The organism is Duganella sp. 3397 (assembly GCF_031456625.1).
GTDB lineage: Bacteria > Pseudomonadota > Gammaproteobacteria > Burkholderiales > Burkholderiaceae_D > Rugamonas > Rugamonas phyllosphaerae.
Genome location: NZ_JAVDVB010000002.1, coordinates 581702 through 607292 on the forward strand (window position 1 = coordinate 581702; position 25591 = coordinate 607292).

Sequence of the window (25591 nt, forward strand, 5' to 3'; positions counted from 1 at the left end):
TTATTCCCAGGCCCGCGCTGCCGAACGGTGGATGGTCCAGGTAAAACCTGCCCCGGCCGACCAGCCGCTGTTCTTGCGGAACAACGGGCTGTCGCGGTTGGCCGAGTGACTGAGATTGTCGTAACGGGTGAAACCGAACACGCGCCAGTCGGGCGCTACGCGACGCGACAGGCTCAGGCCCAGTCTTGTCATCATCAGGCCGGCGCCGGCCTGATACGCAGGACGGTCAGCCGTGACATACTGCGGCGCCACGTCGTAAAAGTACCGGTTCAAGCGGGCGTTGCCGAAGACCATGCCGAGGTTGGCATCGGCCTGCCACACGCCGCTGCGGTCGCCCGTTTCCGCCACCAGGCGCGGTTCGAACACCAGGCCCTGGCGCTTGAAGCCATTGCCCAGTTCCAGTGGCACGCGTAGCGGCAGCTCCAGCCGCAGGCGCGAGATTTCCGTATCGGTTAGGTGCACCTTCAGGCGCGGGCCGAATTCCAGCAATGAGTTGAGGTCGGGCATGCCGGCGCGCGCGCCCACGTCGTCCGATTTGGCCGGCAGCGACACCGCAAAACCAATGTCGAGTTCCACCCGGTCGGTATTGAGCAGCCGCGCGCCGATGCCGGAGCGGTCGGCCCGCAGCACCTTGCCGCGATATATCACCATGGGAAGTACCAGCGCCCGCTGCGAACGGTCGTCCGCCCCCGGATAGGCCGGTGTGCTGGCGGCGCCGCCGAACAGGCCGACTTCCCATAGCGGCAAATCAGGCGCCGGCGTAGCATCCAACTCTTGCGCGATGGCCGGGGCGGCCAGCGTAGAGAACATCACCGCCGTCAACAACGGTAACTTCATCCATGCTCCTGGTTCCAGAGGATTGAGGCGACTCTCAAGCCAATAAGTGCGGGCCGATCTCGCGCACCGATTTGACACCGGTGAGCACCATGGTGGTCCGGATATCTTTTTCCAGGATCGCCAGCAACTTGGCCACGCCGGCCTGGCCTTGCGCCGCCAGTGCGTACACGAAGGCCCGGCCCAGCAGCACGCCGTCCGCGCCCAGCGCCAGCAAACGGAAGATGTCGGTGCCGGTGCGGGCGCCGCCGTCGGCGAAAATGGTCATCTTGCCCTTGACCGCCGCGGCAATGGCGGGCAGCGCGCGCGCGGTGGACAGCGCGCCGTCGAGCTGGCGGCCGCCGTGGTTCGACACCACGATGCCATCGGCGCCGAACGACAGGGCGGCGCGTGCATCGTCCGCCTCGAGGATGCCCTTGATCACCATCGGCCCTTCCCACTCGTCGCGGATCCACTGCAGGTCGCTCCAGCCGATCGACGGATCGAAGTTGTTACCCAGCCAGCCGATGTAGTCGGCCAGGCCGGTCACCTGGCCACGGTAGGCCGAGATGTTGCCCAGGTCATGCGGGCGGCCGTGCAAGCCCACGTCCCAGGCCCAGCCCGGATGAGTGACCGCCTGCAACATGCGCCGCAGCGCCGCGTTGGGACCGCTCATGCCGCTGTGGGCGTCGCGATAACGCGCACCCGGCACCGGCATATCGACGGTAAACACCAGCGTGGACGCGCCCAGCGCCTTGGCGCGCTGCAAGACGTCGCGCATGAAGGCGCGGTCCTTGAGCACGTACAGCTGGAACCAAAGCGGCTGGTCGATCGATTGGGCCACTTCCGCCAGCGGGCACACCGACACGGTGGACTGGATGAACGGAATGTTACGCGCACTGGCCGCGCGCGCCGCCTGCACCTCGCCCCGGCGCGCATACATGCCGGTCAGGCCAACCGGCGCCAGCGCCATCGGCATGCCGTAGGACTTGCCGAACCATTCGGTACTCAGGTCGAGGTCTTCCGAGCCTTGCAGGATGCGCTGGCGCAGATTGATCCCTTGCAGGTCGTCGACATTGGCGCGCAAGGTCTGCTCGGCACCGGCGCCGCCGTCGAGGTAGTGAAACAGGAACGGCGGCAGCTTGCGCTGCGCGACAGCGCGGAAATCGGTTGCGGATGAAACGATCATGAGATGGCAGACGGATTGAAAGGGTTGCTCGATTGTATCATTGGCATTCTTTTGCAATCATCGGCAATCAGCTTCAATCATCAAGATGCGTATTTCCAGACCTCGCCCGGCGCGCCCAAGGGCCATACGTGGTCATCCGCTACACCAGCGACTCCACCAACCAGGCCGGCGTGGTCGTCAATGACGCCGATGCCGGACGCGGACGGGATCTGGCGCGTAACCGGCTATTTTGTCAGATAACCGTGGATCAGGCGATGCGGCGCACCTGGAAGTTCTCCACCTTCTGGCGCGACTGCGTCGTGCGCAAGCCGAAGTAGCCGCCACCGGCTTGCGGACCGGGAGCGCTGAACCACTCGCGGTCGTCCACGAACAGGCGCGTGCCCTTGCCATCGACCACGATGCGGATGCGGTAAGGCTGGTTGGCCTTGAGCACGTAGTCGGCGCCCAGGTACTCTTGCAGCAGCTTGCGCTCGCCGCTGCCATCGTACGCACGGAAGCGCGAGGTGGTGTTGGTGTTGCCGCCGATGCCGGCGTAGAACATCGGCACCTTGTCGTAGTCTTCCAGCTTGCCCGAATGCGTAAATGGATTGACGCCCAGTTGCGCTTCCCAGAAGAAGTTCAGGTCCGACAGGCGCTCGTGCGGTTTGCCCTCGGCCAGCACGGTGCGGGTAAAACTGATCTCGTAGTGGCCGATCAGCTGCTGGCGCAGCCATACCGTCAGGCCGCGCTCGGCGTCGAGGATCAGCGCACCGGATGACGCGAATGCTGCCTGCTCCGGCTTGCCGGCTTCCGCTTCCACCGCCCAGGCGCGCGGATCGAAACGCCGGAAGTCGTCCGCCACCAAGACCTGGCCGATGGCGTCGAGCGCCATCATGCCCATCGCGCCCAGCGCCCACTGCGACATCGAATTGGTGGAAATGGCCGGTGCTTCTTCGACCTCGCGCAGCACCAGCGGCGGTTTCACGCGGCGCGACACCAGGTCCTTGTCCAGCAGCCCCGCCTTGCCTTCGTAGAACTGCGCCCAGGCGCGCTTGAGCACAGCAGGGTCTTGCCACTGCACCGCGGCATAGCCAAGCAAGCGCGCGTGGCCCTGGCCAAGATTGAGCTTGCCCAGGCTCTGGCCCAGCTCCGCCTTTTGCTGCGCCTCGGTGGCGTTGTACAGCCGGCAGTAGCGCAGCCAGGCGTCGCGGAATGCCGGTTGCGGCACGGTGCGTATCAATTCGCTGCAGATTTCCGGCAGACCGAACACCGCGCTCAGGTGCGAGACATTGATCTTGCGTTCTTTTTCGACGATGAAGGCGCCGGTGCGCAGGTTCATGGTGCCGCCGCCGGCGAGGAAGCCTTCCGGCTGGGCGGCGATGCTGGCCATGGACCGCAGCAGCTTGTCGCGGATCTCGGGCTGGCCGCTGCGCTCCCACGCGGTAAACCAGGCGCCGGCAATTGCACCCCAGTCGGTGCCGAACGACACGCTGGCATGGTTCTCCGGATCGATGGTCGGCGCCACCTGGCCGATCTTGCGGCCCGGGATCACGGTTTGCAGGCGGTTGACGGCGTCGGTTTGCGCCGTCATCAGATCACCGATGCGTTCGTCCGCGGTCAGGTAATACATGAAGCGGCGGTTGATCACGGTGGAAATGCGCAGCTGCTTGGCGCTGTCGCCCCAGTGCTGCACGTTGTGGCGCGAACCGAGCGGCGCGAACGGGCCGATATGGTGGACATCGACTTCGCCGGTGTGGCGCGTCATCGCTTCGGCCATGCGGAAGACGTCGGCGCGGCCCGTGTGCAGGAAGTAGTGCCACAGCCAGATGTCGGTGCTCAGCTCCGAGTTGTCCCAGGCAAAGCCGCCGACGTCGTAGCGCCACACGTGGCGCTGGTTGTCGTAGGTGTGCATGACGTCGCCGAAGTCCCAGAAACCGTACCACTTGCGGTCTTCGACCTGGTTGCGGTAGAAGTCGAAGCCCCAGGCCAGCTGCTTTTCCAGTTTTGCCTGGGCGGCGTTCGGTTGGGCAGCCGCCGGACTCCAGTAATCGCTGAACACGCCGGCCTGATAGATGCGCTCGGAGCTGGTCACCAGTTGCGGCGGCGACTGGATACGGCGGCTGATCGCCACCAGGTCGTCGGCCAGCGGCGTGGCAGCGAGGAGCTGCCATTGCAGCTCGCTGGTGCGGGCCACGCCCAGCGGCGTGCCGAAGCCCTGCTCGTAATCCTCGTAGGTGATGTCAAGCGCGTCGCGCTGCTTCTCGTGGGTGTCCTCGCCCATGCCGTCGTGATAGAAGCGCAGGTCCATGGCCGGGGCGTTGGGCGCCCACAGCCACATGGTCACCGTCGCCTGCGCGGTCTCGGCGCCGTGGATGTCGATCTGGCCCGGATAGCTCTGCCAGAAATTGCGCACGCCGAAAGCGACGCCGCCATCGGGTGCGCCCACGTAGGCGGTGCCGGAGGCGCGCGCGCCGCTGGCGGCGTGAATCCAGCCATGGCCGGCGCTGGTGCGCTTGCTGATCGAAAAACCGTCCGAATGCGATTGCAGCAGCGAGTAGCTGCCGAACGCCGGTATGTATTGCAGCCCCTTCTTTACCTGCGCGCCCAGCTGCGCCAGCGGCACCGCGCGGCCGTTCAGTTGCGCGTCGTAGACGGCGGCGCCGGAATCACGGCGCAGGCCGGTCAGGCCCTTGACGGCTTCGGCGAACACGCCACCGTTATCGCCCACGAAGCGGATATGGCGGTCGTACAGTTCGGCCGCCAGCGGCACGCCGAAGCGCAGGCCCACGCCACGGATATAGGACTTAGCGGGATCGGCGTCGTACACCAGCGTGTGCACCAGCCGCACCGCGTCGGAATTCTTGTAGAAGTACATGCGCACCACGAACGGCAGCAAGGTGGCGCCGTCGGCGTGACGATGACTGCCGTCGATGCGGACGACCACGCGCTGGGCGCCGTTCTGTTCCAGCGTCACCTTGTCGATGGCGCCGTCGTAAGCGCGGCGACTGGCGCCCCGGGTTTCATCATCGAGCGCGCCATCGACCAGCAGCACCAGGCGGCCGTCGCGCAGCAGCTGCTTGCCGCCGCGTTTCATGGCCGTCACCAGCACCGCACCGGAACGCGGCAGCGAACATTGCAGCACGCCGGTGTCGACCTCGATCACACTGCCATTATCTTTGGCCAGCGGTGCCCCCTGCTTTGCTGCGCTGGCGGCGTCGCCGACCAGGGGATGCAGGCTGTAGCCGGCCTGCGGCAAGCCACCTTTTGCATCGGGCGGCAGCGCATGGGCCGACCATTTGAGCGAACCATCGGGCCAGTACGCGAGCGGCCACGATTGCACCGGCTGGGTAGCCGCGCCACTGCCGGCGCCGCGCAATTCGAAACCGGCGTCGCGCGGAATGCGGCCCTGCGGCCAAGGCACGCCCCAGGTGGCGCCGGCAAAACTGTCAGGCCGGCCTTCGAGCCATTGCAGCGGCGTCTCGCCCAATTGCGGCGGTCCCGCGCGGCCGGCAGTAGCCGGTGCTGGGGCAGTGCCGGTAGCAGCAACGACGCCGGAGGCCTGGGTGAGCGCTGCGGCGCCCCCGGTCAGCAACGATGCCAGTTTGATGAATTGACGACGTTCGAATGATGCACTCATGCCTGTCTTCCGTTACCTAGTATTTGTAAGTCAGCGTTGCGCCAACCGTGCGCGCATCGCCCAGCCAGCCCCAGACCGTGCCGTAATCGCCGGCGCCCACGCGCCGGTAGTATTGCTTGTCGAAGGCGTTGTTGATCCAGAGCGATACGCTCCAGTCACCGCGCGCCAGCTTACCACCGGTGCCAGCCGAAAACGAGGCCAGGCCATAACTACTCACCCGGGTGAGCGCCGAGTTATCGACGGTGCCGAACATGGCGCCGCGGTAGGCGTAGCGGGCGCTGACGAAGTTGTCGAAACCGCCATCGGTGCGCCAGCCGTAGCGCGCGCTGGCATTCCAGGTCACCTCGGGCGCGTTGAACACGCGCGCGCCGGTCAGGTCGCACGATGCCGGTGGCCGTGGCGACAACGTCACCTCGGGCGCGCAGCGCGCGTTGCGGTAATCGAGATAGCGCGCGTCGTTATAGACGCCAGCCAGGTCGACCGTGAAGTTGCGGGTAAACGCCGTGTGCACGGTGGCCTCGAACCCGCGTGACCGGAAGCTGCCGGCGTTCATCAGGTAGGTTTGCTGGTCTTCCGGGTTGTAGCCCTGGGTTTGAAAATCGCTGATCTCGGTCTGGAAGATGTCGGCCTTGAGCGAGATCCGGTCGCGCCACAAAGCGCCCTTCACGCCCAGTTCCACGGTGCGGGTTTTCTCCGGCTTGACGTAGAGCGAGTCAAGCCCCGCCTGGCGCGCCGCGCCGGCCGAAATATTCAGGCCGCCCGATTTTTCGCCGTACGACGCGGCCAGGTAGCTGCTCCAGTCGTGGTTCAACGTATGCCTGAGCACCAGCGTGCCGGACGGCAGCGTGTGATATTCCTTCAGGTAGCCGGAATTGAAAGCCACCCGGTTGAACCGCACGAACTGACCGCCCTTCTCCTGGTAGTTCACCCGCACGCCGCCGGTCAGGTCCCAGTCCGGCGCGATATGCCAGGTGCCCTGCGCGTGGGGCGACGTCATGCGGTCCCGCAACGTACCGAGGCGGATGACGTCGAGATTGTTGTAGGTGGCGGAGCCCAGGTAAATGCCCGGCAGCGGACCGGGACCATAGCGCGTATGCGCCACCGACTCCATGTTCTGGCCCAGATAGGTCAAGCCCAGCGCGTAATCGAAGTGCTCGCCCAGTGGCGAATCGAGACGCAACTCCTGCGACCAGGTGCGATCGCGTACCGCCGTGCCGGTGTTGTTATAGATGTTGACACTGAAGCCGTCGGCCATGTTCGGCTCGGACCGGAACGAGCGCACCGACGACACCGAGCGCAGCTTGTAGCCGCTGTCGAACTGCCACTGCGCCACCGCCGACAGGCCACCCTGCTTGACGTGGATGCTGTTCTCGTCGTCGAGATCGACGTTGGGGCCGAATACGATTTTGTTGCCGATCTGGCGCGAACGGGTGACGTAACCGTCGGTACCGCTGAACACATTGGTGGCCAGCAGTACCGGCGTGGGCGCGCTGCTGCTGATGCTGTAGTCGGCCGACAGGCGCAGGCTGAACGCAGCCCCGCGGGTATACAGCGCCTGCGCGCGCAGGCCGGAACTCGAACCGCCGCCGAGCTTGTGGCCGTTGCGCAGGTTGGTGACCGGGCCGTCGTTATTGCTGTAGACGGTGTTCAGCCGCCCGGCCCAGTGGTCGGACAAGGCACCGGAGACCATGGCGCGAAAACGCCGGTAGCCGTTCTGACCCACCGAGAACGACGTCGAAGCCTCGGGCGTGGAAGACGGCGCGCGGGTATGGATATTCAGTACGCCGCCGGTGGCGTTGGCGCCGAACGCAGTGCCCTGGGCGCCGCTCAGCACTTCGGCGTAGGCGATGTCGCCCAGGCCGTTGCCCAGCATGCCGGCACGCGCCAAGTACACATTATCGACGTAGATCGCCACGCTGCTCGGCATGCCGATATTGGCGTCGCCGCTGGCCTGGCCGCCGCCGTCGCCCACGCCACGGATGCTGATCTGGGTGTCCGACGGATCGGTGCTCTGGATCACCAGGCCGGGCACCAGCTGCTGCAAGTCTTCCAGCGAGGTCAGGTTCTGTTCATCGAGCCGGTCGCCGGTGACGCGATACGACGAAGTGGGTGCGCGCTGCGGATCATCGGTCGTCTCATCGGCGCGCGCTACGCGGCCGCCCGCGACGGTCACGCGCGCCACCACGCCAGCATCGGCGGCGGAAGAGTCATCGGCATACGCGGACGGGGCGAGTAGCAGCTGGATCGCGGCAGGAATGGCTAACAGAGCCAGGCGGCGCCTGGAAGGGCCAATAATACGCTTGGTCGTGAGGGCTTTAGATAGATAAGTCATAACCAAAACTATATTCGTCTGGCTATCGATATAAAACGAACTATTTCCGATATGCTACGGCAAAAAATCCGCTATGAAAAAACCGTATCGCAGCTGTGCATTTTGTTATCGCTGCAGCGCTCAGGCGCGGCTCAAATGGCGCGCCAAAATCGCGAACATCTGCTCGACATCGATCGGCTTGCCGATAAAGTCGTCCATCCCGGCCGCAATACACTGTTCGCGCTCGCTGGCCATCACGCCGGCAGTCATGGCGATCACCGGCAGGGTCAGGCGCAGCTCTTCGCGGATGATGCGGGTGGCGGTAAAGCCGTCCATCACCGGCATCTGCACGTCCATCAGCACCAGGTCGCAATCGAGACGGCGCAGTTGGGCCACCGCTTGCTCGCCGTTTTCGGCCAGCGTCACCCGCGCCCCGGCCTGCTCAAGCAGGCCGCGCGCCACCACCTGGTTGATCGGATTGTCTTCCACCAGCAGGATGCGCACGCCGGCCAACGGCGGCTGGGCGCTGTCGTCCTGCCTGGCCGGCGCCGGGACGTGGGTGCGCGCGGCCTGCACCGCTTCCACCAAACCCACCGCCGTCACCGGCTTGGTCAGGCAGGCTGCAATGCGGCCGTTGGCCATGTCCTCGGCAACCAGGTCGCGGCCGTAGGCATTGAGCATGCAGACCAGCGGCGCGTCGATCTCGGGTTGCAAGACGCACAGTTCGGACATCTGCCAGTCCACCAGCACCGCGTCGTACTTTGTGCCACCGCGCAGCAGCGCCACCGCTGCCCGGGAGGACCCGGCAACGTTGCAGGTCCAGCCGGCGGCGGCGATGGCGGCGGCGATGCAGTCGCGGCTGGTGGCGTTGTCGTCCGCCAGCAGCAGGTGCAGCGGCTCTTGCGACACATGAGGTTCGCGCTCCGGCACGACCTGCGTAGCGCCCAGCGGCACGGTGAAGCGGAATTCGCTGCCTTCACCCGGCATGCTGTGCACCGTGATCTGTCCCTGCATCAATTCGATCAGCCCGCGCGAGATGGTCAGTCCCAGCCCGGTGCCGCCGAAGCGGCGCGTGGTGGACAGGTCGGCCTGGGTAAACGGCGAGAACAGCCGCGCCACCTGCTCCTCGTTCAGGCCGATGCCGGTGTCCTTCACCGCGAAGCACAGCACGGTGGCGCCGCCGGGCGCCGGCAGCCGGGATACCCGCAGCGACACTTCGCCACGCTCGGTGAACTTGATGGCGTTGCCGGCCAGGTTGACCAGCACCTGGTGCAGGCGCAACGCGTCGCCGACCAGCGCGCGCGGCACGTCGGCGTCGACGCCGATGGCCAGTTCGAGTTGCTTGTCGCCGGCGCTCACGCTCATGATGGTGGCTACCGCGTGCAGCACGTCGTCGAGACGGAACGGTGCCTGGTGCAGTTCCACCTTCCCGGCCTGCATCTTGGACAGGTCGAGGATGTCGTTGAGGATGCCGAGCAACGACTGGCCCGAGGTGCGTATCATCTCCAGGTAGCGCGCCTGTTCCGGCGTCACGCCGGTGCGGCCCAGCAGGTGCGCCACGCCCAGTACCGCGTTCATCGGTGTGCGCAATTCGTGGCTCATATTGGCCACGAAGACGTCCTTGGCCGCGTTGGCCGCCTGCGCTTCGCGCATCGCCGATTCCAGCTGGCGGGTACGGTGTTCGATCAGGTTTTCCAGGTGGTGCCGATAGCGCAGCAGTTCCGACTCCACGCCGTGCAGCGTGTCGAGCGCTTGCGCCGCTTCGTGGAAGGCGGCCGGCGCCGCCGGTTGCTGCGGCGACTTGCCGCCCAGCGCCATCGCAGCCGTGGTCAGCGAGCGCACCGATCCCTCGATATTGCGCGCAAAGTGCCAGGCCACGCCGAAGCCGGCGGCAGTGACCAGCGCCAGGAAGGCCATGATCCAGGTGATCGAATCGAATACCTCGGCATACACGGCGCTGCGCGGCACGCCGATCACCACCGCCCAGCCGCTCTGCTGCGAACGGCTGTACATCGAGTAGACGGGAATGCCCTCCAGGGTGGTCGCCTCGATCGCATCCTCCTGGCGCAGCCGGAACTGCGACAGCAACGTGGGCGACACGTGCTGGCCCACGTATTTTTCGGGATCATGGGTCCGCGCGACCAGCACGCCGTTGGCGTCGAAGATGCCGGTCACGCGGTTGGCTGGCAGCAGTTGCTCGCGCAGCACCTGCCCCAGGCGCTCGGGCACGAACGCCACCGAGATCACGTACACCACCTTGCCGTCGCGGATCACCGGCGCGTGGATGGCCGCCAGCGGTCGCTTCAAGGCGCCGGCGTAAAACAAATTGGAAATCAAAGGCTTGCCGGTCTGGAACACCTGGGCAATGCGCGCCGCGCTGAGCGGATCGGGATATAGCTCGCCGTACGGACGGGCAGTGTTGAGCAGTTGCACCGAATCGTGGTCGTGCAGCACGAAGTTATAGCCGGGGAATTCGGGCCGCAGCACCTCGGTGGCCTGGCGGTAGAAGGCGGCAAAGTCGCGGTTGTCGATGCTGGGCGAGTTGGCCAGCGCCAGGGCCACCGTGATGCCGGTGTTGAGGTCGCGATCGACCGCCTGGATCAGGGCCCGGGCGGTGATCAGCGTATCTTGCTGGATGGTCTTGCGCTCGCGCACAATGAAGTTGTTGGTCAGCAGCGCGAAGCCGAGGATGGCCGGCAAGGCGCACGCCCAGACCAGGCTGTAGATCTGCGAGCGGATGGTCGGCAACCTGGCCACGTATTTCTGTTCACCCTGTTGCGGCGGCATCAAAATCCTTCCTGCGAGCATTTTGTTGCCGCAGGAAATGACTTTAGCACAGACTGGCGCGCCGCCCTAGCCTAGCTGTGTTCCCAAGCGCAACACTGCAGCAATGTTACGGGCCGACGTGCGCACATTGTAGGCGGCGTCCGCCAGCGCCCGTTCCAGGGTGCACGGGCAGTTGACCACGCTGAACACGGCGTCGATGCCGTGGCCGTGGATTACGCCCGCGCCCGGTTCCAGGCTGCCGGCGATGCCGATCACCGGCTTGCCGTGGCGCTTGGCCACACGCGCCACGCCGATCGGGGTTTTGCCGTGGATGGTCTGACTGTCGATGCGCCCTTCCCCGGTCAGCACCAGGTCGGCATCGCGCACCGCTGCGTCGAGGCCGACGGCGTCGGTGACGATCTCGCTGCCCGGACGCAGGCTGCCCTTCAGGAATACCAGCATGGCCGCGCCGATGCCGCCGCCGGCCCCCGCACCGGGCAAATCGGCCACGGCCGACAGTTCCAGGCCCAGGTCGCGTGCAATCACCGCCGCATAGTGGCGCAAGTTGGTGTCGAGCAGCGCCACCATGGCCGGCGTGGCGCCCTTTTGCGGCCCGAAGACGTGGGACGCGCCCTGCGGTCCCACCAGCGGATTGCTGACGTCGCACGCCACGTCGAAGACGCAATCCTCGATGCGGGCGTCGAGGCTTGAGAGGTCGATACGAGCGAGCGCGTCGAGCGCGCCGCCGCCGGGCGGCAGGTCGCGCCCCGCCGCGTCGAGCAGGCGACCGCCGAGCGCCTGCACCATGCCGGCGCCGCCATCGTTGGTGGCGCTGCCGCCGATGCCGAGCACGAAGCGGCGCGCGCCGGCGTCGAGCGCGTTGCGGATCAGCTCACCGGTGCCGTAACTGGTGGTGTGCAGCGGATCGCGGCGGTTGGGGGGCACCAGTTCCAGGCCGCTGGCGGCAGCCATTTCGATCACGGCGGTCTGGCCGTCGCCCATGATGCCGTAAAAAGCCTCGACCGGCTCTCCGAGCGGACCGCGCACCGACAGGTCCACCCGGCGGCCGCCGCTGGCGTCGATCATGGCTTGCACCGTGCCCTCGCCGCCGTCGGCCACCGGTACCTTGACATACAGGGCGTCGGGAAAAATTTCCCGGAAGCCCGCTTCGATTTCGTTGGCGATCGCCATCGCGCTCAAGCTTTCCTTGAACGAATCGGGGGCGATGACGAATTTCAGTTGCTTGCTCATAAGATTACCGATTCACCAGTTTAGCCGGCACGCGCAACACCAGCAACGCGCCGAGCAGCATCACTGCCGACAAGACGTACAGCGCGGCGTCGGTACTCTGGGTGGCGTCCTTGATCCAGCCAACCAGGAACGGACTGACGAAACCGGCAATCTGGCCCAGCGAGTTGATCAGCGCCAGGCCGGCGGCCGCTGCGGCGCTGCCGAGGAAGGCAGCCGGCAGCGACCAGAACATCGACAAGGCAGCCAATGCGCCCATGGTGGCCATCGACAAGCCGACCATCACGACCAGCGGGTTGGTCGAGAAATTGGCGGCCATCATCAGGCCGAGCAAGCCCATCAGCATCGGCGCGCTGACGTGCCAGCGGCGTTCGCGGTGCTTGTCGGCAGAGCGGCCAGCCCAGACCATGAACACGGCGGCAAACAGGTACGGGATGGCGCTGAGCCAGCCGACCGTTTGCGTATCGTAGCCGAGCGACTTGATGATCGACGGCAGCCAGAAGTTGATCGCGTACACGCCCATCTGGATGCTGAAGTAGATTACGCCGAGCATCCACACGCTGCCGTTTTTCAGCACGTCGCCGATCGACTGGCCGACGGTGCTGGTGGCTTGCCGCTGCTTTTCGTCGTCGTCGAGGGCGCGCTGCATGGCGCCCTTTTCTTCCGTGCTCAGCCATTTCGCCTGGGCGATGCCGTCATTGAGGTAGAAATACACGGCCACACCGAGCAGCACGGTTGGCAAACCCTGCAACAGGAACAGCCACTGCCAGCCGGCCATGCCGCCCTGGCCGGCCGAGAAGTGCGCCAGCATCCAGCCCGACAGCGGACCGCCGATCAGGCCCGAGATCGGGATCGCCGACATGAACAGCGCCATCACCTGGCCGCGCTTTTGCGACGGGAACCAGTGGGTAAAGTACAGCACCATGCCCGGGAAGAAGCCGGCCTCGGCCACGCCGGTGAAGAAGCGCAGCACGTAGAAAGACGTCGGCGTGGTAACGAACAGCATGGCCGCCGACAAGGCGCCCCACATGATCATCATGGCGGCGATCCAGCGCCGCGCGCCCAGTTTGTGCAGGATCAGGTTGCTTGGCACGCCGCTGAGGACATAGCCGATGAAGAAGATGCCGGCGCCGAGGCCGTAGACGGTGTTGCTCAGATTGAGCGCATCCATCATCTCCAGCTTGGCGAAGCCGACGTTGACGCGGTCCAGGTAGTTAAAGAAGTAGCAAACAAAAATGAAGGGTATCAGGTGCCAGGTGGCTTTTTTGTAGGCGCCCTCGAGTACGGCGCCCGCCGCAGTGGTGGTCGCGGCGGCGGTGGTGTTGGAATTGCCCATTGCAGGTCTCCTTGATGTTGTAGTGTCATGACGGCTGACCCGCTGATTATCTGGAATCACCTGGCAAAAATCATCGGCCGAATGCACGAGAATTCGCAGTTGATGGTGCAAAATACTGGGCAACTGCCCAAATATTTCCTTAGAAAAACGACTTTCGAGCGCAATCCCTCGTTCCTTGGCACAATGGCGGCCAGAGTCATCCACCATGAATAGTTTGCCATGACCATCTTGAACAGCGCGTTGGCGCAGGACATCGTCACCCGCACGATGAAAATCATCCCGTATAACGTCAACGTGATGGATGCTCACGGCAGCATCGTCGCCAGCGGCAATGCCGCCCGCATCGGCGAGCTGCACACGGGCGCCATGCTGGCCCTGGCCAAGCAGTTGCCGGTGGAGATAGACGCGGCCAGCGCGCGCAATATGCACGGCGCCCAGCCTGGCATCAACCTGCCGCTGACCGTCAACGGCCAATTATGCGGCGCCATCGGCCTGTCCGGCGCACCCGACGAGGTGCGCCAGTTTGGCGAACTGGTGCGTTTGACGGCCGAGATGATCCTGGAACAGGCGCAACTGACCGACGCCCTGCAGCGCGACTCGCGGTACCGCGAAACCTTTGTGCTGCAACTGGTCGCCAGCGATCCGGGCGCCCGCTCCGGCCTCGAATCGTGGGCGCGGCGGCTGGGCGTGGACTTTCGCCGTCCGCACGTGGTGCTATTGCTGGAGCTGGCCGACCGGGCGGCCGGCACGGTCGAGGCACTCAGTGAAATCCAGCGCCTGCAGTTGCGCTTGCTGGGCAGGCAGCCATCGGCGTTGACCGCCGCAACCAGTTCGCACGAGCTGGTGATCGTCGATTTTCATGACAGTATTGACGCCACCGATGTCCCGGCGTGGGCGCAGCGCAAGCTGGCGGCGCTGGCGGCCTTGCTGGACGACGAGGGCGCGCAAGACTATGCGCTGACGGTGGGCATCGCCCTGGCCGGCATCGACAATGTGGCGATCTCGTACCAGAGCGCGCGCACGGCGGCGCGCATCGGCCGCCAGCGCGACGGCGGCCGCAAGCGCTACAACTATTACGACCAGGCGCTGCCGGTGCTGCTGTCGGGACTCGATGCCGGCTGGCAGGCCGAGCAGCTGCGCCAGCCGATGCAAAAGCTGCGAGCGCAGGACAAAAGCAAGGAACTGTTGCAGCGAACCCTAGAAACATGGTTCCGCCACGACAGCCATTTGGCCGCCACGGCGGAAGCATTGCACATCCACCGCAACACGCTCGACTACCGGCTGCGCCGCATCGGCGAGATCACCGGGCTCGAGCTGGCGCGGCTGGAAGACCGCTTCCTGTTATATGTATCGTTGTTGCTGGCCGATGTAGATTGAATCAGTAACCGAGCGCCAGCGCCGGTCGCTTCGGCGCCCGACCCAGGCGCGGCGCCGACTGCGCCTCGACCTGGAACGTGCTGACCAGCGCTTCCAGCGTTGCCGCCTGCTCCTGCAGCGACCCTGCCGCAGCCGCAGCTTCTTCCACCAGCGCCGCGTTCTGCTGCGTCACTTCGTCCATCTGCGCAATCGCCTGGTTGATCTGGTTGATGCCCTCGCTCTGCTCTTCGCCGGCCACCATGATCTCGCTGATGATGCCGGTCACGCGCTCCACGCTGCTGACGATCTCGTCCATCGTTGCGCCGGCCTTGTCCACCAGTTGCGAGCCAGCATCGACCTGCTCCACCGACGCCGTGATCAATTCCTTGATTTCCTTGGCTGCAGCCGCCGACCGCTGGGCCAGGTTGCGCACTTCGGTGGCCACCACCGCAAAGCCCCGGCCCTGTTCACCGGCGCGCGCCGCTTCCACTGCCGCGTTCAGCGCCAGGATATTGGTCTGGAACGCAATGCCATCGATCACGCCGATAATGTCTGCGATCTTGCGCGAGGAACCGTTAATCGTGCTCATGGTATCGACCACTTGCGAGACCAGCTGGCCGCCCTTGCTGGCCACGTCCTGGGCGGTCACCGCCAGGTGATTGGCCTGGCGCGCATTGTCGGCGTTGTGGCGCACGGTGGTGGTCAGCTCTTCCAGCGAAGACGCGGTCTCTTCCAGTGCGGCAGCCTGGTTCTCGGTGCGGCGCGACAGGTCGAGGTTGCCATGCGAAATTTCGGCGCTGGCAGTGGCAATCGAATTGCTGCCGCTACGGATGCCGCGCACGGTGGTGGACATTTGCTCCTGCATGCGGATCAGGCCCTGCATCAGGTTGCCCATCTCGTCGTCGCGATCAACCTGTATGTCGTTGGCCAGGTTGCCGCCGGCAATCTGGTCGAAGTGGCCGAGTGCGGCGCGCAGCGGTTTCAGGATGGCCGACAGCAGGCGCAGCGTGGAATAAGCGATCAAGGCCATGGCCGCCAGCAAGGCGATCACGAAGCCGATTTCGAACTTGCCGAAGAATGACTGGCTCTCGTCATAGTGTTTTTGAGCGCCGTCGAGCTGGTATTTTTCCAGCTTGTTGGAGGCGGCGTCGAAAATGCCGAACTCCTTGCTCATCTTGTTCATGGCCAGGTCGTCGATCTTCTCGGCATTTTGGGTACGGATCGCCGCCATCAGCTCGCGCAGGAAGCCGATATACACGGTGCGCTTTTTATCGAGGTCGGCGGCCAGCGCTTGCTCTTCGCCCACCAGCGGCAGCGCCAGGTATTCCTTCCAGGCCTTGTCGCCATCGACAATGAACCCTTCCGCGCGGCTCAGGGTTTTTTCGAGGTCCGATGCCTCCGGATGAAATACGCCGCGATCGATGACGAAGCGCGCGCGATTGAGGAAGTTCTTGGAATTGCCGAGTATGAGTACGGACGCCATCTGGTTCGAATAGACGTCCTTCAGGGCAAAGTTGACCTTGTTCAGGCCAAACAGGCTAACGACACCGATGGAAATAATCAACAGGCCGAGAACTGTCATGGTGACAATAAGCCGGGTACGGATAGTGAGACTAGTGAACATGGGGGTCCTGGAGCGCTGGGCGCGAAGTCGAAGAAATGCTGCAAAGCAATAATTTACGGGTAAATACTTATTACCGTCAATCAATTTATCAATGAAGTAACTTACTATTAGCTAGTTGAGGTTTGCGCAATATTGCTGTTCGCAAGGGCTGGCGCGGGTTTGCCGGCGATTTTCTGCGCTGCGAGTAAGACGACTATTTGTATTTTTCGCGCCACGCGGGCCGACAGTGCGCTCAGTTCGCGCCGCTCGCGCTTCGTCCATGCATGCACGCTACGCGCTTGCCCACGCTGCGGTAAAATCGCGCTTTCCGGCCCCGGGCCGGGTGCTCTTCACAGGAACCATCATCGCTACCAATCTGACCTCGCTGCCGCTGGACAATTCTTTCGCGTCCTTGCCGCCCGCGTTCTATACCAGGCTGATGCCCACTCCCCTGCACTCACCCTACCTGGTAGCGGTGAGCCCGGCGGCCGCGCAACTGATCGGCCTCACGCCGCAGCAGGTGGCGGACAGTCTCGACGTCCTGGTCGGCAATGCCGTGCCGGAACAGGCGCAACCGCTGGCGGCCGTGTATTCAGGCCACCAGTTCGGCGTGTGGGCCGGCCAGCTCGGCGACGGCCGCGCCATCCTGCTCGGCGCCGCCGCCACCCCGCAGGGTCCGCTGGAGCTGCAATGGAAAGGCGCCGGCCAGACGCCCTACTCGCGCATGGGCGACGGTCGCGCCGTGCTGCGCTCGTCGATCCGTGAATTCCTGTGCTCGGAAGCCATGCATGGCCTCGGCATCCCCACGTCGCGCGCGCTGTCGATTGCCGGTTCCAACCAGGGCGTGATGCGCGAGACGGTAGAAACCGCCGCTGTCGTGGTGCGCTTGGCGCCCAGCTTTGTGCGCTTCGGCTCGTTTGAGCACTGGTACTACCGCAAGCAGAACGACCAATTGAAAATCCTGGCCGACTACGTGATCGACCATTTTTACCCAGAACTACGCGCCAGCGACAATCCCTACCAGGGCCTGCTTGAGCAAGTCACGCGCCGCACCGCGCACATGATTGCGCAGTGGCAAGCGGTGGGCTTCATGCACGGCGTGATGAACACCGACAATATGTCGATCCTGGGCCTGACCATCGATTACGGTCCATTCGGCTTCATGGAAGCATTCGACGCAGATCACATCTGCAACCATACCGACCAGCAAGGCCGCTATGCGTATTCGAACCAGCCGCAGGTTGGCCACTGGAATTGCTACGCGCTGGCCCAGGCCCTGCTGCCGCTGATCGGCGAGCCGGAAGACGCACAGGCGGCGCTCGACGTGTACCAGCCAGCGTTTGCGGCCAAGCTCGACGAACTGCTGCACGCCAAGCTGGGCCTGACGCAACTCGACGCCCACGCCGACGCCGACCGCGCCCTGTTCGACGCCATGTTCGCCATGCTGCCAGGCGTGGACTTTACCCAGTTCTTCCGCCGCCTCGGTGGCCTCAAGTCGCAGGACGCCAGCGGTGACGAACCGCTGCGCGACCTGTTCATCGACCGCGCCGCCTTCGATGCGTGGGCCCGGCAATATCGCCAGCGATTGCAGGCCGAGCACAGCGTCGATTCCGACCGCCAGCTTGCGATGAACCGAATCAACCCCAAATACGTGCTACGCAATTACCTGGCCCAGGTGGCCATCGACAAGGCGCAGCAGCACGACTATTCGGAAGTCGAAAAATTGCTGGCCATCTTGCAGCACCCGTACGACGAACAGCCCGAGCACGACCAATACGCCGCCTTGCCGCCCGACTGGGCCAGCCATCTCGAAGTGAGTTGTTCTTCTTAAGAAAGATCTAAGCCATGACCAATAAAGTCACCAAGTCCGACGCCGAATGGCGCGCCATGCTCGATCCAATGGAATATGAAGTCACCCGCCACGCCGCCACCGAGCGCGCCTTTACCGGCAAATTCTGGGATCACCACGAACACGGGACGTATACTTGCGTGTGCTGCAACACGCCGCTGTTTACTTCCGACACCAAGTTCGATTCCGGTTGCGGCTGGCCCAGCTACTTCGAAGCCATCGATCCTGCCAACGTGATCGAGAAAACCGACCGTACCCATGGTATGCTGCGCACCGAAATTCTGTGCGCCGTGTGCGACGCCCACCTGGGACACGTGTTCCCGGACGGTCCGCCGCCGACCGGCCTGCGTTATTGCATCAACTCGGCGTCGCTGCGGTTCGATCCACAAGATTAAAAGATATTGAGGCACCATGAAATTCCTGTTCGATTTATTCCCGGTCATCCTGTTCTTTGCCGCCTACAAGCTGGCCGGCATGCATGCCGAAGCAGCCCAGGTGTTTACCAACACCTACCTGGGCAGCATCATTTCAGGTGGCAGCGTGACGCCAGACCAGGCCCCCATCGTGCTGGCCACGGTGGTCGGCATCCTGGCTACAGTATTGCAGATCGCTTACCTGAAAGTGCGCGGGCGTAAGGTCGAAGGAGTGATGTGGTTTTCCCTTGCCATGTTCGTGTTCTTTGGCGGCCTCACCATCTACCTGCACGATGAAGCCTTCGTCAAATGGAAGCTGAGCATCGTCTATTGGTCATTTGCCGTCGGCCTGCTGGTCAGCGACCTGATCTTCAAGAAAAACCTGATGCGCAAGTCGATGAGCGAATTCGTCGAACTGCCCGATGCGGGCTGGACCCGTATCAACCTGGCGTGGATCGCCTTTTTTACCGTGATGGGCGTACTCAACTGGTACGTGGCTTTTGTGCTGTTCAAAGGTAATACCGATGCCTGGGTCAATTTTAAAATGTTCGGCACCACCGCGTTGATGTTCGTGTTCATCATCGGCCAGACCGTTTACCTCTCGCGCCACATGAAGGAGCAAGCATGACCGAAACCCGTATCGAGCGCATCCGCAGCAAGCTGGAAGCGGCCTTGTCCCCGCTTCAATTGACACTCGACGACGACTCCCATTTGCACGCCGGCCATGCCGGCGCCGCCTCCGGCGGTGGACATTACAGCGTCAGAATCGTTTCGTTACAATTTGAAGGGCAGAGACTCGTCACAAGACATCGACTCGTGTATGATTCCGTGAACGATATGATGCATAAAGAAATTCATGCATTGGCCATTACTGCATTGGCTCCGTCCGAAGTATGATGTTGTGCCGGTGGGGTGGAACCAGGCTATGGGTCTCAGAAAATATTCGAACACAAACGCTGAATAAAAGACAGATAGCAACTCTTACTCCCTCCTCCGGTTTTCGCTAAATCTTCCCCCTACAGGAATTAATAATGACTTTCAAGCCAGCCCGTTTGCTGATTGCACTGCTCGCCGTTGCCGCCGTACCTGCTTTTGCACAAAATGTTGCCGTTGTTAATGGCAAAGCCATCCCGAGCTCGCGTGTTGACGCTGTCGTCAAGCAAGTCGTCGCCCAAGGCCAGCAGCCGGATTCGCCACAGTTGCGCGAGCTGATCAAGAAGGACCTGATCGGTCGTGAAGTCATGATGCAAGAAGCCGAAAAACAAGGCTACGGCAAAAACCCTGCCGTCAAAGATCAGATCGAAAACGCCCGCCAGGCCATCATCACCAATGCCCTGGTAGGCGACTACGTCAAGAAAAACCCGGTCTCGGATGCCGACGTCAAGGCCGAGTACGACAAAGCCGTGGCTGCCGCTTCGGCCGAAAAAGAGTATCACGTGCGTCACATCCTGCTGGCGACCGAGGCCGAAGCCAACGACGTCATCGCCAAGCTCAAGGGCGGCGCCAAGTTCGAAGACCTGGCCAAGCAGTCGAAAGACACCGGTTCGGCTGCCAACGGCGGCGACCTGGACTGGGCTACCCCATCGTCGTTCCCACCAGTATTCTCGGCAGCTTTCGTCAACCTGCAAAAAGGTGGCGTGACCGAGAAGCCGGTGCAAACCCCTAACGGCTGGCACGTGATCAAGGTCGACGACACCCGCGCCGTGAAACTGCCGCCGCTGGAAGAAGTCAAAGGCCAGGTACAAGAAGGCCTGATGCAGAAGAAAGTTCAAGCTTACCAGGAAGAACTGGTTAAAAAAGCAAAAGTGCAGTAATGTTCTGCAAGGCGGCGCCCTACGGGGCGCCGTTTCTCATTTCAAGTTGGTAATATGCGCGTCCAAGTGCAATTTCAAGCTTTTAAAGGATTTAGATAATGATGTTGAAACCAGCCCGTCTGTTGTTAGCCATGCTCGCTGTTGCTGCAGTGCCCGCTTTTGCGCAAAACCTCGCGACCGTCAATGGCAAAGCCATTCCGGCCGCCAAGGCAGACCAAATGGTCAAACAGGTCGTAGCACAAGGCCAGCAACCTGACAGCCCGCAATTGCGCGAAATGGTCAAGAAAGAACTGATCGGCCGCGAAGTGATGCTGCAGGAAGCGAATAAACAAGGTTATGGCAACAAGGCTGACGTCAAAGCCGCCATCGATAACGCCAGCCAGAGCATTATCATCAACGCCATGCTGGCCGATTATGTGAAAAAGAATCCGGTCAAGGATGCCGATATCAAGGCCGAGTACGACAAATACAAGGCAGCCAACGGCGGCAAGGAATATCACTCGCGCCATATCCTGGTGACCACCGAACAGGAAGCCAAGGACATTATTGCCAAGCTGAAAGCCGGCGGTAAGTTCGAAGAACTGGCCAAGGTATCGAAAGACGGTTCCGCCAACAATGGTGGCGATTTGGGCTGGATGTCGCCAGGCAAGCTGGTCAAGCCATTCGCCGATGCGATGGTTGCCCTGAAACCAGGTGCGATCACCGAAACCCCGGTCAAGACCGAGTTCGGCTACCACGTGATCAAGCTGGACGAAGCGCCACGCGATGCCCAGTTCCCACCGTTCGACCAGGTCAAGGGCCAGATCGCCCAACAGATGCAGCAAGGCAAAATCGCCGCGTACCGCGACGAGCTGCAAAAGAAAGCCAAGGTTCAGTAAGCTGAACCGGGCAGCGTGAGGCTGCCTTGAACCAATAGCGCCCGGCCTTGTGCCGGGCGTTGTCGTTTACCGGCTTCACGCTGCGGCAGCACAGCCAGATGTCAGCTTGAAGATGCCAAACTCTGGCGCAATCCTCGGAGCCCGTCATCCTCGCGAACGCGGGATCCATGCTGAGCAAGCACACCGCGCGGCCCATCCTTCACGCGTTCTATGGATCCCCGCGTTCGCGGGAATGACGGATTAGAGTGCAGTGTTAATAACCGATGACAAAAAAAGCCGGGCCACTGCTCGCGCAGGGCCCGGCTTTCAGGAACGACTCATACTGTTTAACCGACAAACTTGCGCGCGTTACGGAACATGCGCATCCACGGCGACTCCTCGCCCCAACCTTCCGGATGCCACGACTGCTGCACCGTGCGGAACACGCGCTCGGCGTGCGGCATCATGACGGTGAAGCGGCCATCAGGCGTGGTCACCGACGTAATGCCCTGCGGCGAACCATTCGGATTATACGGATACGCTTCGGTAGCCTCACCGCGATTGTCGACAAAGCGCATTGCCGCGATCGCTTCGGTGATATTCCCGGTCTGGGTAAAGTCGGCATAACCTTCGCCGTGCGCAATCGCGATCGGGGTCTGGGTACCGGCCATGCCATTGAAGAATATCGACGGGCTATCCATTACTTCCACCATCGCAAAGCGCGCTTCGAATTTCTCCGATTTATTGGTGGTGAATTTCGGCCACGCGTGGGCGCCGGGAATAATCGATTTCAGATTACTCATCATCTGGCAACCATTACAAACACCGAGGCCGAAACTATCGCCACGCGCAAAGAAGCGGGCGAACTGTTCCGACAGCGCGGTATTGAACAGAATAGTCTTGGCCCAGCCCTCGCCCGCACCCAATACGTCGCCATACGAGAAACCGCCGACCGCGATAATACCCTGGAAGTCGTCGAGTTTCACGCGGCCGGCAATCAGGTCGCTCATGTGGACATCGACCGCGGTAAAGCCGGCCTGGTGCATCACGTAAGCGGTTTCGATATGCGAGTTGACGCCCTGCTCGCGCAGGATGGCCACCCTTGGCCGCACGCCAGTGGCCAGGAATGGCGCGGCGATATTGTCGCCCAGGTCGAACGTGATCTTCGGCTGCATGCCCGGATCCTGTTCGTCCAGCAAGCGGTCATATTCGGCATCGGAGCAGGCCGGGTTGTCGCGCAGGCGTGCGATGCGCCAGCTGGTTTCGCTCCACAGGCGGTGCAGCGCGCTGCGCGGCTGGCTGTAGATCAGCTTGGCATCGCGGGTGAATTCGATCACGCCACGGTCGTTCGGCTTGCCGATGATGTGGCTGCATGCGCCCAGGTTGAAGCTGCGCAGCACGTCCATGACCAGCGACTTTTCTTCGGCACGGACCTGGATCACGGCGCCCAGTTCTTCCGAGAACAGCGCGCGCAGGGTTTGCTCGTTGCGGCGCTCGGCGATCTGGCCGGCCCAGTTCTTGGCGTCGCCCTGGTCGGCGCCATGGCCCTGTTCCAGGGTCAGGATGTCGAGGTTGATCGACAGGCCGGCACGACCGGCAAACGCCATCTCGGTCAGCGTGCCGTACAGCCCGCCGTCGGACCGGTCGTGGTAGGCCAGCAGCTTGCCGTCGCGGTTCAGTTGCTGGATGGCAGCGAAGAAGCCTTTGAGGTCTTCGGCGCTGTCCACGTCCGGGGTCTCGTTGCCCAGCTGGTTCATCACCAGCGACAGCGCCGAGGCGCCCAGGCGGTTCTTACCACGGCCGAGGTCGATCAGGATGATGGCCGTGTCGCCCGCATCGGTCCTGATTTGCGGCGTCAGCGACTTGCGTACGTCATACACTGGCGCGAACGCCGAGACGATCAGCGATACCGGCGACAGCACGGCTTTCGCCTGATCCTCATCCTTCCAGGTTGTGCGCATCGACAGCGAATCCTTGCCGACCGGAATGCTGATGCCCAGTGCCGGGCACAGCTCCATGCCGACCGCTTTCACGGTGTCGTACAGCGCGGCGTCCTGGCCAGGCTGGCCGCAGGCGGCCATCCAGTTGGCTGACAGCTTGATGTCGGAGATATCGGCAATTGGCGCGGCAGCGATATTGGTGATTGCTTCGGCGACCGCCATGCGGCCCGAGGCGGCAGCGTCGATCACGGCCAGCGGGGTGCGCTCGCCCATGGACATCGCTTCACCGAGGTAGCCCTCGAAACTCATGGTGGTCACGGCGCAGTCGCCGACCGGCACCTGCCAGGGACCAACCATCTGGTCGCGCACCGACATGCCGCCCACGGTACGGTCGCCGATGGTGATCAGGAACGACTTGTCGCCCACGGTCGGCAGCAGCAGCACGCGCCTGGCCGCTTCGGCCAGGTCGATGCCGGTCAGGTCCAGTGGCGGCAATGTGCGCACGACGTGTTCCACATCGCGCTGCATCTTCGGCGGTTTGCCCAGCAGTACGTCCATCGGCATGTCGACCGGGTTGTTGCCCAGTTCCGGATCGATCAGCTTGAGCTGGCGCTCTTCGGTGGCGGTACCGACCACGGCAAACAGGCAGCGCTCGCGCTCGCACAGCGCCTGGAACAGCGGCAGGCTTGCCGGTGCAATCGCCAGCACGTAACGTTCCTGCGATTCATTGGACCAGATTTCCTTCGGCGCCATGCCGCTCTCTTCGAGCGGAATCTTGCGCAGGTCGAAGATCGCGCCGCGCTTGGCGTCGTTGGTAATTTCCGGGAAAGCGTTTGACAAGCCGCCGGCGCCCACGTCGTGGATCGAGATGATCGGATTGTCTTTACCGAGCTGCCAGCAGCCGTTGATCACTTCCTGGGCGCGGCGTTCCATTTCCGGGTTGCCGCGCTGGACCGAGTCGAAGTCGAGGTCGGCAGTGTTGGTGCCGGTCGCCATCGACGAGGCAGCCGATCCGCCCATGCCGATGCGCATGCCGGGGCCGCCCAGCTGCACCAGCAGGCTGCCGACCGGGATGTCGTTCTTGTGCGTGTGTTGCGACGAGATGTTGCCGATGCCGCCGGCAATCATGATCGGCTTGTGGTAGCCGAACACGGCAGCTTCACCGAACTGGGCGCTGACATTTTGCTCGTAGGTGCGGAAGTAGCCGCCGAGCACCGGGCGACCGAATTCGTTGCTGAACGCGGCGCCGCCGAGCGGGCCGTCGATCATGATTTGCAGCGCCGAAGCGATGCGGTCCGGCTTGCCGTAGGCGTTGCCGTCGGCATCGACTTCCCACGGCTGCACGGCGTCCGGCAGCAGCAGGTTGGACACCGTGAAGCCGGCCAGGCCAGCCTTGGGCTTGGCGCCACGGCCGGTAGCGCCTTCGTCGCGGATCTCGCCGCCGGCGCCGGTGGAGGCGCCCGGGAATGGCGAGATGGCGGTCGGGTGGTTATGAGTTTCCACCTTCATCAGGGTATGGGTCAGCTCGGTGACCGGGGCGTATTCCTGGCCGGCGCCTTGCGGGAAGAAGCGCATCACGGTCGCGCCTTCCATGATCGACGAGTTGTCGCTGTAGGCCACCACCGTGCCTTTCGGCTGCAATTCGTGGGTGTTCTTGATCATGCCGAACAAGGACTTGGGCTGCGCCACGCCGTCGATGGTCCAGTCGGCGTTGAAGATCTTGTGGCGGCAGTGTTCGCTATTGGCTTGCGCGAACATCATCAGTTCGACGTCGGTCGGGTTGCGGCCGGCGCGGGTGAATGCCGCGTCCAGGTACTCGATCTCGTCGTGCGACATCGCCAGGCCCAGGTCGGTATTCGCCTTTTCCAGCGCACTGGCGCCGGCGCCGATCACGTCCACGGTCTCCAGCGGCTTCGCGTCCAGCGTGCGGAACAGGCCGGCAGCTTCGTCCGGGTGGCGCAGCACCGATTCCGTCATGCGGTCGTGCAGCAAGGCGGCCACGGTCTGCACATCCTGGTCCGACAGTTTCTTCGGCGCGCCGATGCTGCTGCCCAGGATGCCGCCCTTGAGGTTGATGCGGAACGCGATGCCGCGCTCGACGCGCTTGACGTGCGCCATGCCGCAATTGTGGACGATGTCGGTGGCCTTGGAGGCCCACGGCGAAATCGTGCCGAAACGCGGGATCACGAAGAATTCCTCGACCGCACCGTCAGCGTTGTCGGCCTGGGCCGGTTCGCCGTAGGTCAGCAGCGCGCCGAGACGGCTGGTGTCGTCGGCCGACAGCGGCTGGGCGGCATCGATGAAGTGGACATAGCGGGCCTGGACTGCGGCAACCTGCGGAAGCGCGGCTTGCAGTTGGTTTAACAGGCGTTGGCTGCGGAAGGCGGACAGGGCGTTGGAGCCCGGGAGTATCAACATGATGGAAGAGTAGTTGATGCAGCGTGGCTGCGGATTAAAGGTAGACAGCGAAATTGAGACAC

Annotated in this window: 16 protein-coding genes; 7 read left to right on the forward strand and 9 right to left on the reverse strand. The window is 63.3% G+C overall.

Going from position 1 to position 25591, the window contains the following annotated elements; all coding sequences use genetic code 11:
• The 7 genes from J2X54_RS07150 to J2X54_RS07180 all read right to left on the reverse strand — a co-directional run bounded on the left by J2X54_RS07150 (position 1) and on the right by J2X54_RS07180 (position 13279).
• Positions 1-837 carry a MipA/OmpV family protein gene (locus J2X54_RS07150; RefSeq protein WP_310179479.1) on the reverse strand — a complete coding sequence of 279 codons (837 nt, stop codon included), beginning with the start codon at positions 835-837 and terminating at the stop codon, positions 1-3.
• 34 nt (positions 838-871) lie between these two features.
• The gene (lldD, locus tag J2X54_RS07155; protein ID WP_310179480.1) at positions 872-2002 is read right to left on the reverse strand and encodes an FMN-dependent L-lactate dehydrogenase LldD; all 1131 of its coding nucleotides are present in this window, start codon (positions 2000-2002) and stop codon (positions 872-874) included.
• A gap of 247 nt (positions 2003-2249) precedes the next feature.
• A complete protein-coding gene (locus J2X54_RS07160) occupies positions 2250-5618 on the reverse strand; it encodes a DUF6250 domain-containing protein (protein WP_310179483.1) in 3369 nt (1122 codons plus the stop codon).
• A 16-nt stretch (positions 5619-5634) separates the two neighbouring features.
• Positions 5635-7950 carry a TonB-dependent receptor domain-containing protein gene (locus J2X54_RS07165; RefSeq protein ID WP_310179485.1) on the reverse strand — a complete coding sequence of 772 codons (2316 nt, stop codon included), beginning with the start codon at positions 7948-7950 and terminating at the stop codon, positions 5635-5637.
• A gap of 120 nt (positions 7951-8070) precedes the next feature.
• Complete coding sequence (locus J2X54_RS07170) at positions 8071-10716, reverse strand: response regulator (RefSeq protein WP_310179487.1); 2646 nt, start codon at positions 10714-10716, stop codon at positions 8071-8073.
• A 66-nt stretch (positions 10717-10782) separates the two neighbouring features.
• Complete coding sequence (locus tag J2X54_RS07175; RefSeq protein WP_310179844.1) at positions 10783-11934, reverse strand: glycerate kinase; 1152 nt, start codon at positions 11932-11934, stop codon at positions 10783-10785.
• A gap of 16 nt (positions 11935-11950) precedes the next feature.
• The gene (locus tag J2X54_RS07180) at positions 11951-13279 is read right to left on the reverse strand and encodes an MFS transporter (RefSeq protein WP_070247753.1); all 1329 of its coding nucleotides are present in this window, start codon (positions 13277-13279) and stop codon (positions 11951-11953) included.
• Positions 13280-13498: 219 nt separating this feature from the next.
• Between J2X54_RS07180 and J2X54_RS07185 the strand changes: the two genes are divergently transcribed.
• Positions 13499-14656 (forward strand): sugar diacid recognition domain-containing protein, encoded by a 1158-nt coding sequence (locus J2X54_RS07185; RefSeq protein ID WP_310179489.1) that lies wholly within the window; start codon positions 13499-13501, stop codon positions 14654-14656.
• 1 nt (position 14657) lies between these two features.
• Here J2X54_RS07185 and J2X54_RS07190 read toward each other — a convergent pair whose 3' ends face one another.
• Entirely contained in the window at positions 14658-16259 is a 1602-nt protein-coding gene (locus J2X54_RS07190) for a methyl-accepting chemotaxis protein (RefSeq protein ID WP_070247750.1), read from the reverse strand.
• A gap of 418 nt (positions 16260-16677) precedes the next feature.
• Between J2X54_RS07190 and J2X54_RS07195 the strand changes: the two genes are divergently transcribed.
• From J2X54_RS07195 to J2X54_RS07220, 6 genes are all read left to right on the forward strand, one after another.
• Positions 16678-18069: a protein adenylyltransferase SelO gene (locus J2X54_RS07195; protein WP_404990895.1), complete on the forward strand. Its 1392-nt coding sequence runs from the start codon at positions 16678-16680 to the stop codon at positions 18067-18069.
• A gap of 14 nt (positions 18070-18083) precedes the next feature.
• The gene (gene msrB / locus J2X54_RS07200; RefSeq protein WP_070247749.1) at positions 18084-18482 is read left to right on the forward strand and encodes a peptide-methionine (R)-S-oxide reductase MsrB; all 399 of its coding nucleotides are present in this window, start codon (positions 18084-18086) and stop codon (positions 18480-18482) included.
• Positions 18483-18498: 16 nt separating this feature from the next.
• The gene (locus J2X54_RS07205; protein WP_310179493.1) at positions 18499-19128 is read left to right on the forward strand and encodes a septation protein A; all 630 of its coding nucleotides are present in this window, start codon (positions 18499-18501) and stop codon (positions 19126-19128) included.
• Positions 19125-19397: a BolA family transcriptional regulator gene (locus tag J2X54_RS07210; protein ID WP_070247747.1), complete on the forward strand. Its 273-nt coding sequence runs from the start codon at positions 19125-19127 to the stop codon at positions 19395-19397. The genes J2X54_RS07205 and J2X54_RS07210 overlap by 4 nt, the downstream gene beginning before the upstream one ends.
• Positions 19398-19531: 134 nt before the next feature.
• Positions 19532-20314, forward strand: a complete 783-nt coding sequence (locus tag J2X54_RS07215; protein WP_070247746.1) for a peptidylprolyl isomerase — start codon at positions 19532-19534, stop codon at positions 20312-20314.
• A gap of 98 nt (positions 20315-20412) precedes the next feature.
• Entirely contained in the window at positions 20413-21192 is a 780-nt protein-coding gene (locus J2X54_RS07220) for a peptidylprolyl isomerase (RefSeq protein ID WP_070247745.1), read from the forward strand.
• Between the two features lie 326 nt (positions 21193-21518).
• Here the strand turns inward: J2X54_RS07220 and purL are convergent, their stop codons facing one another.
• Positions 21519-25529: a phosphoribosylformylglycinamidine synthase gene (purL, locus tag J2X54_RS07225; RefSeq protein ID WP_310179497.1), complete on the reverse strand. Its 4011-nt coding sequence runs from the start codon at positions 25527-25529 to the stop codon at positions 21519-21521.
• Between the last annotated feature and the right edge of the window lie 62 nt (positions 25530-25591).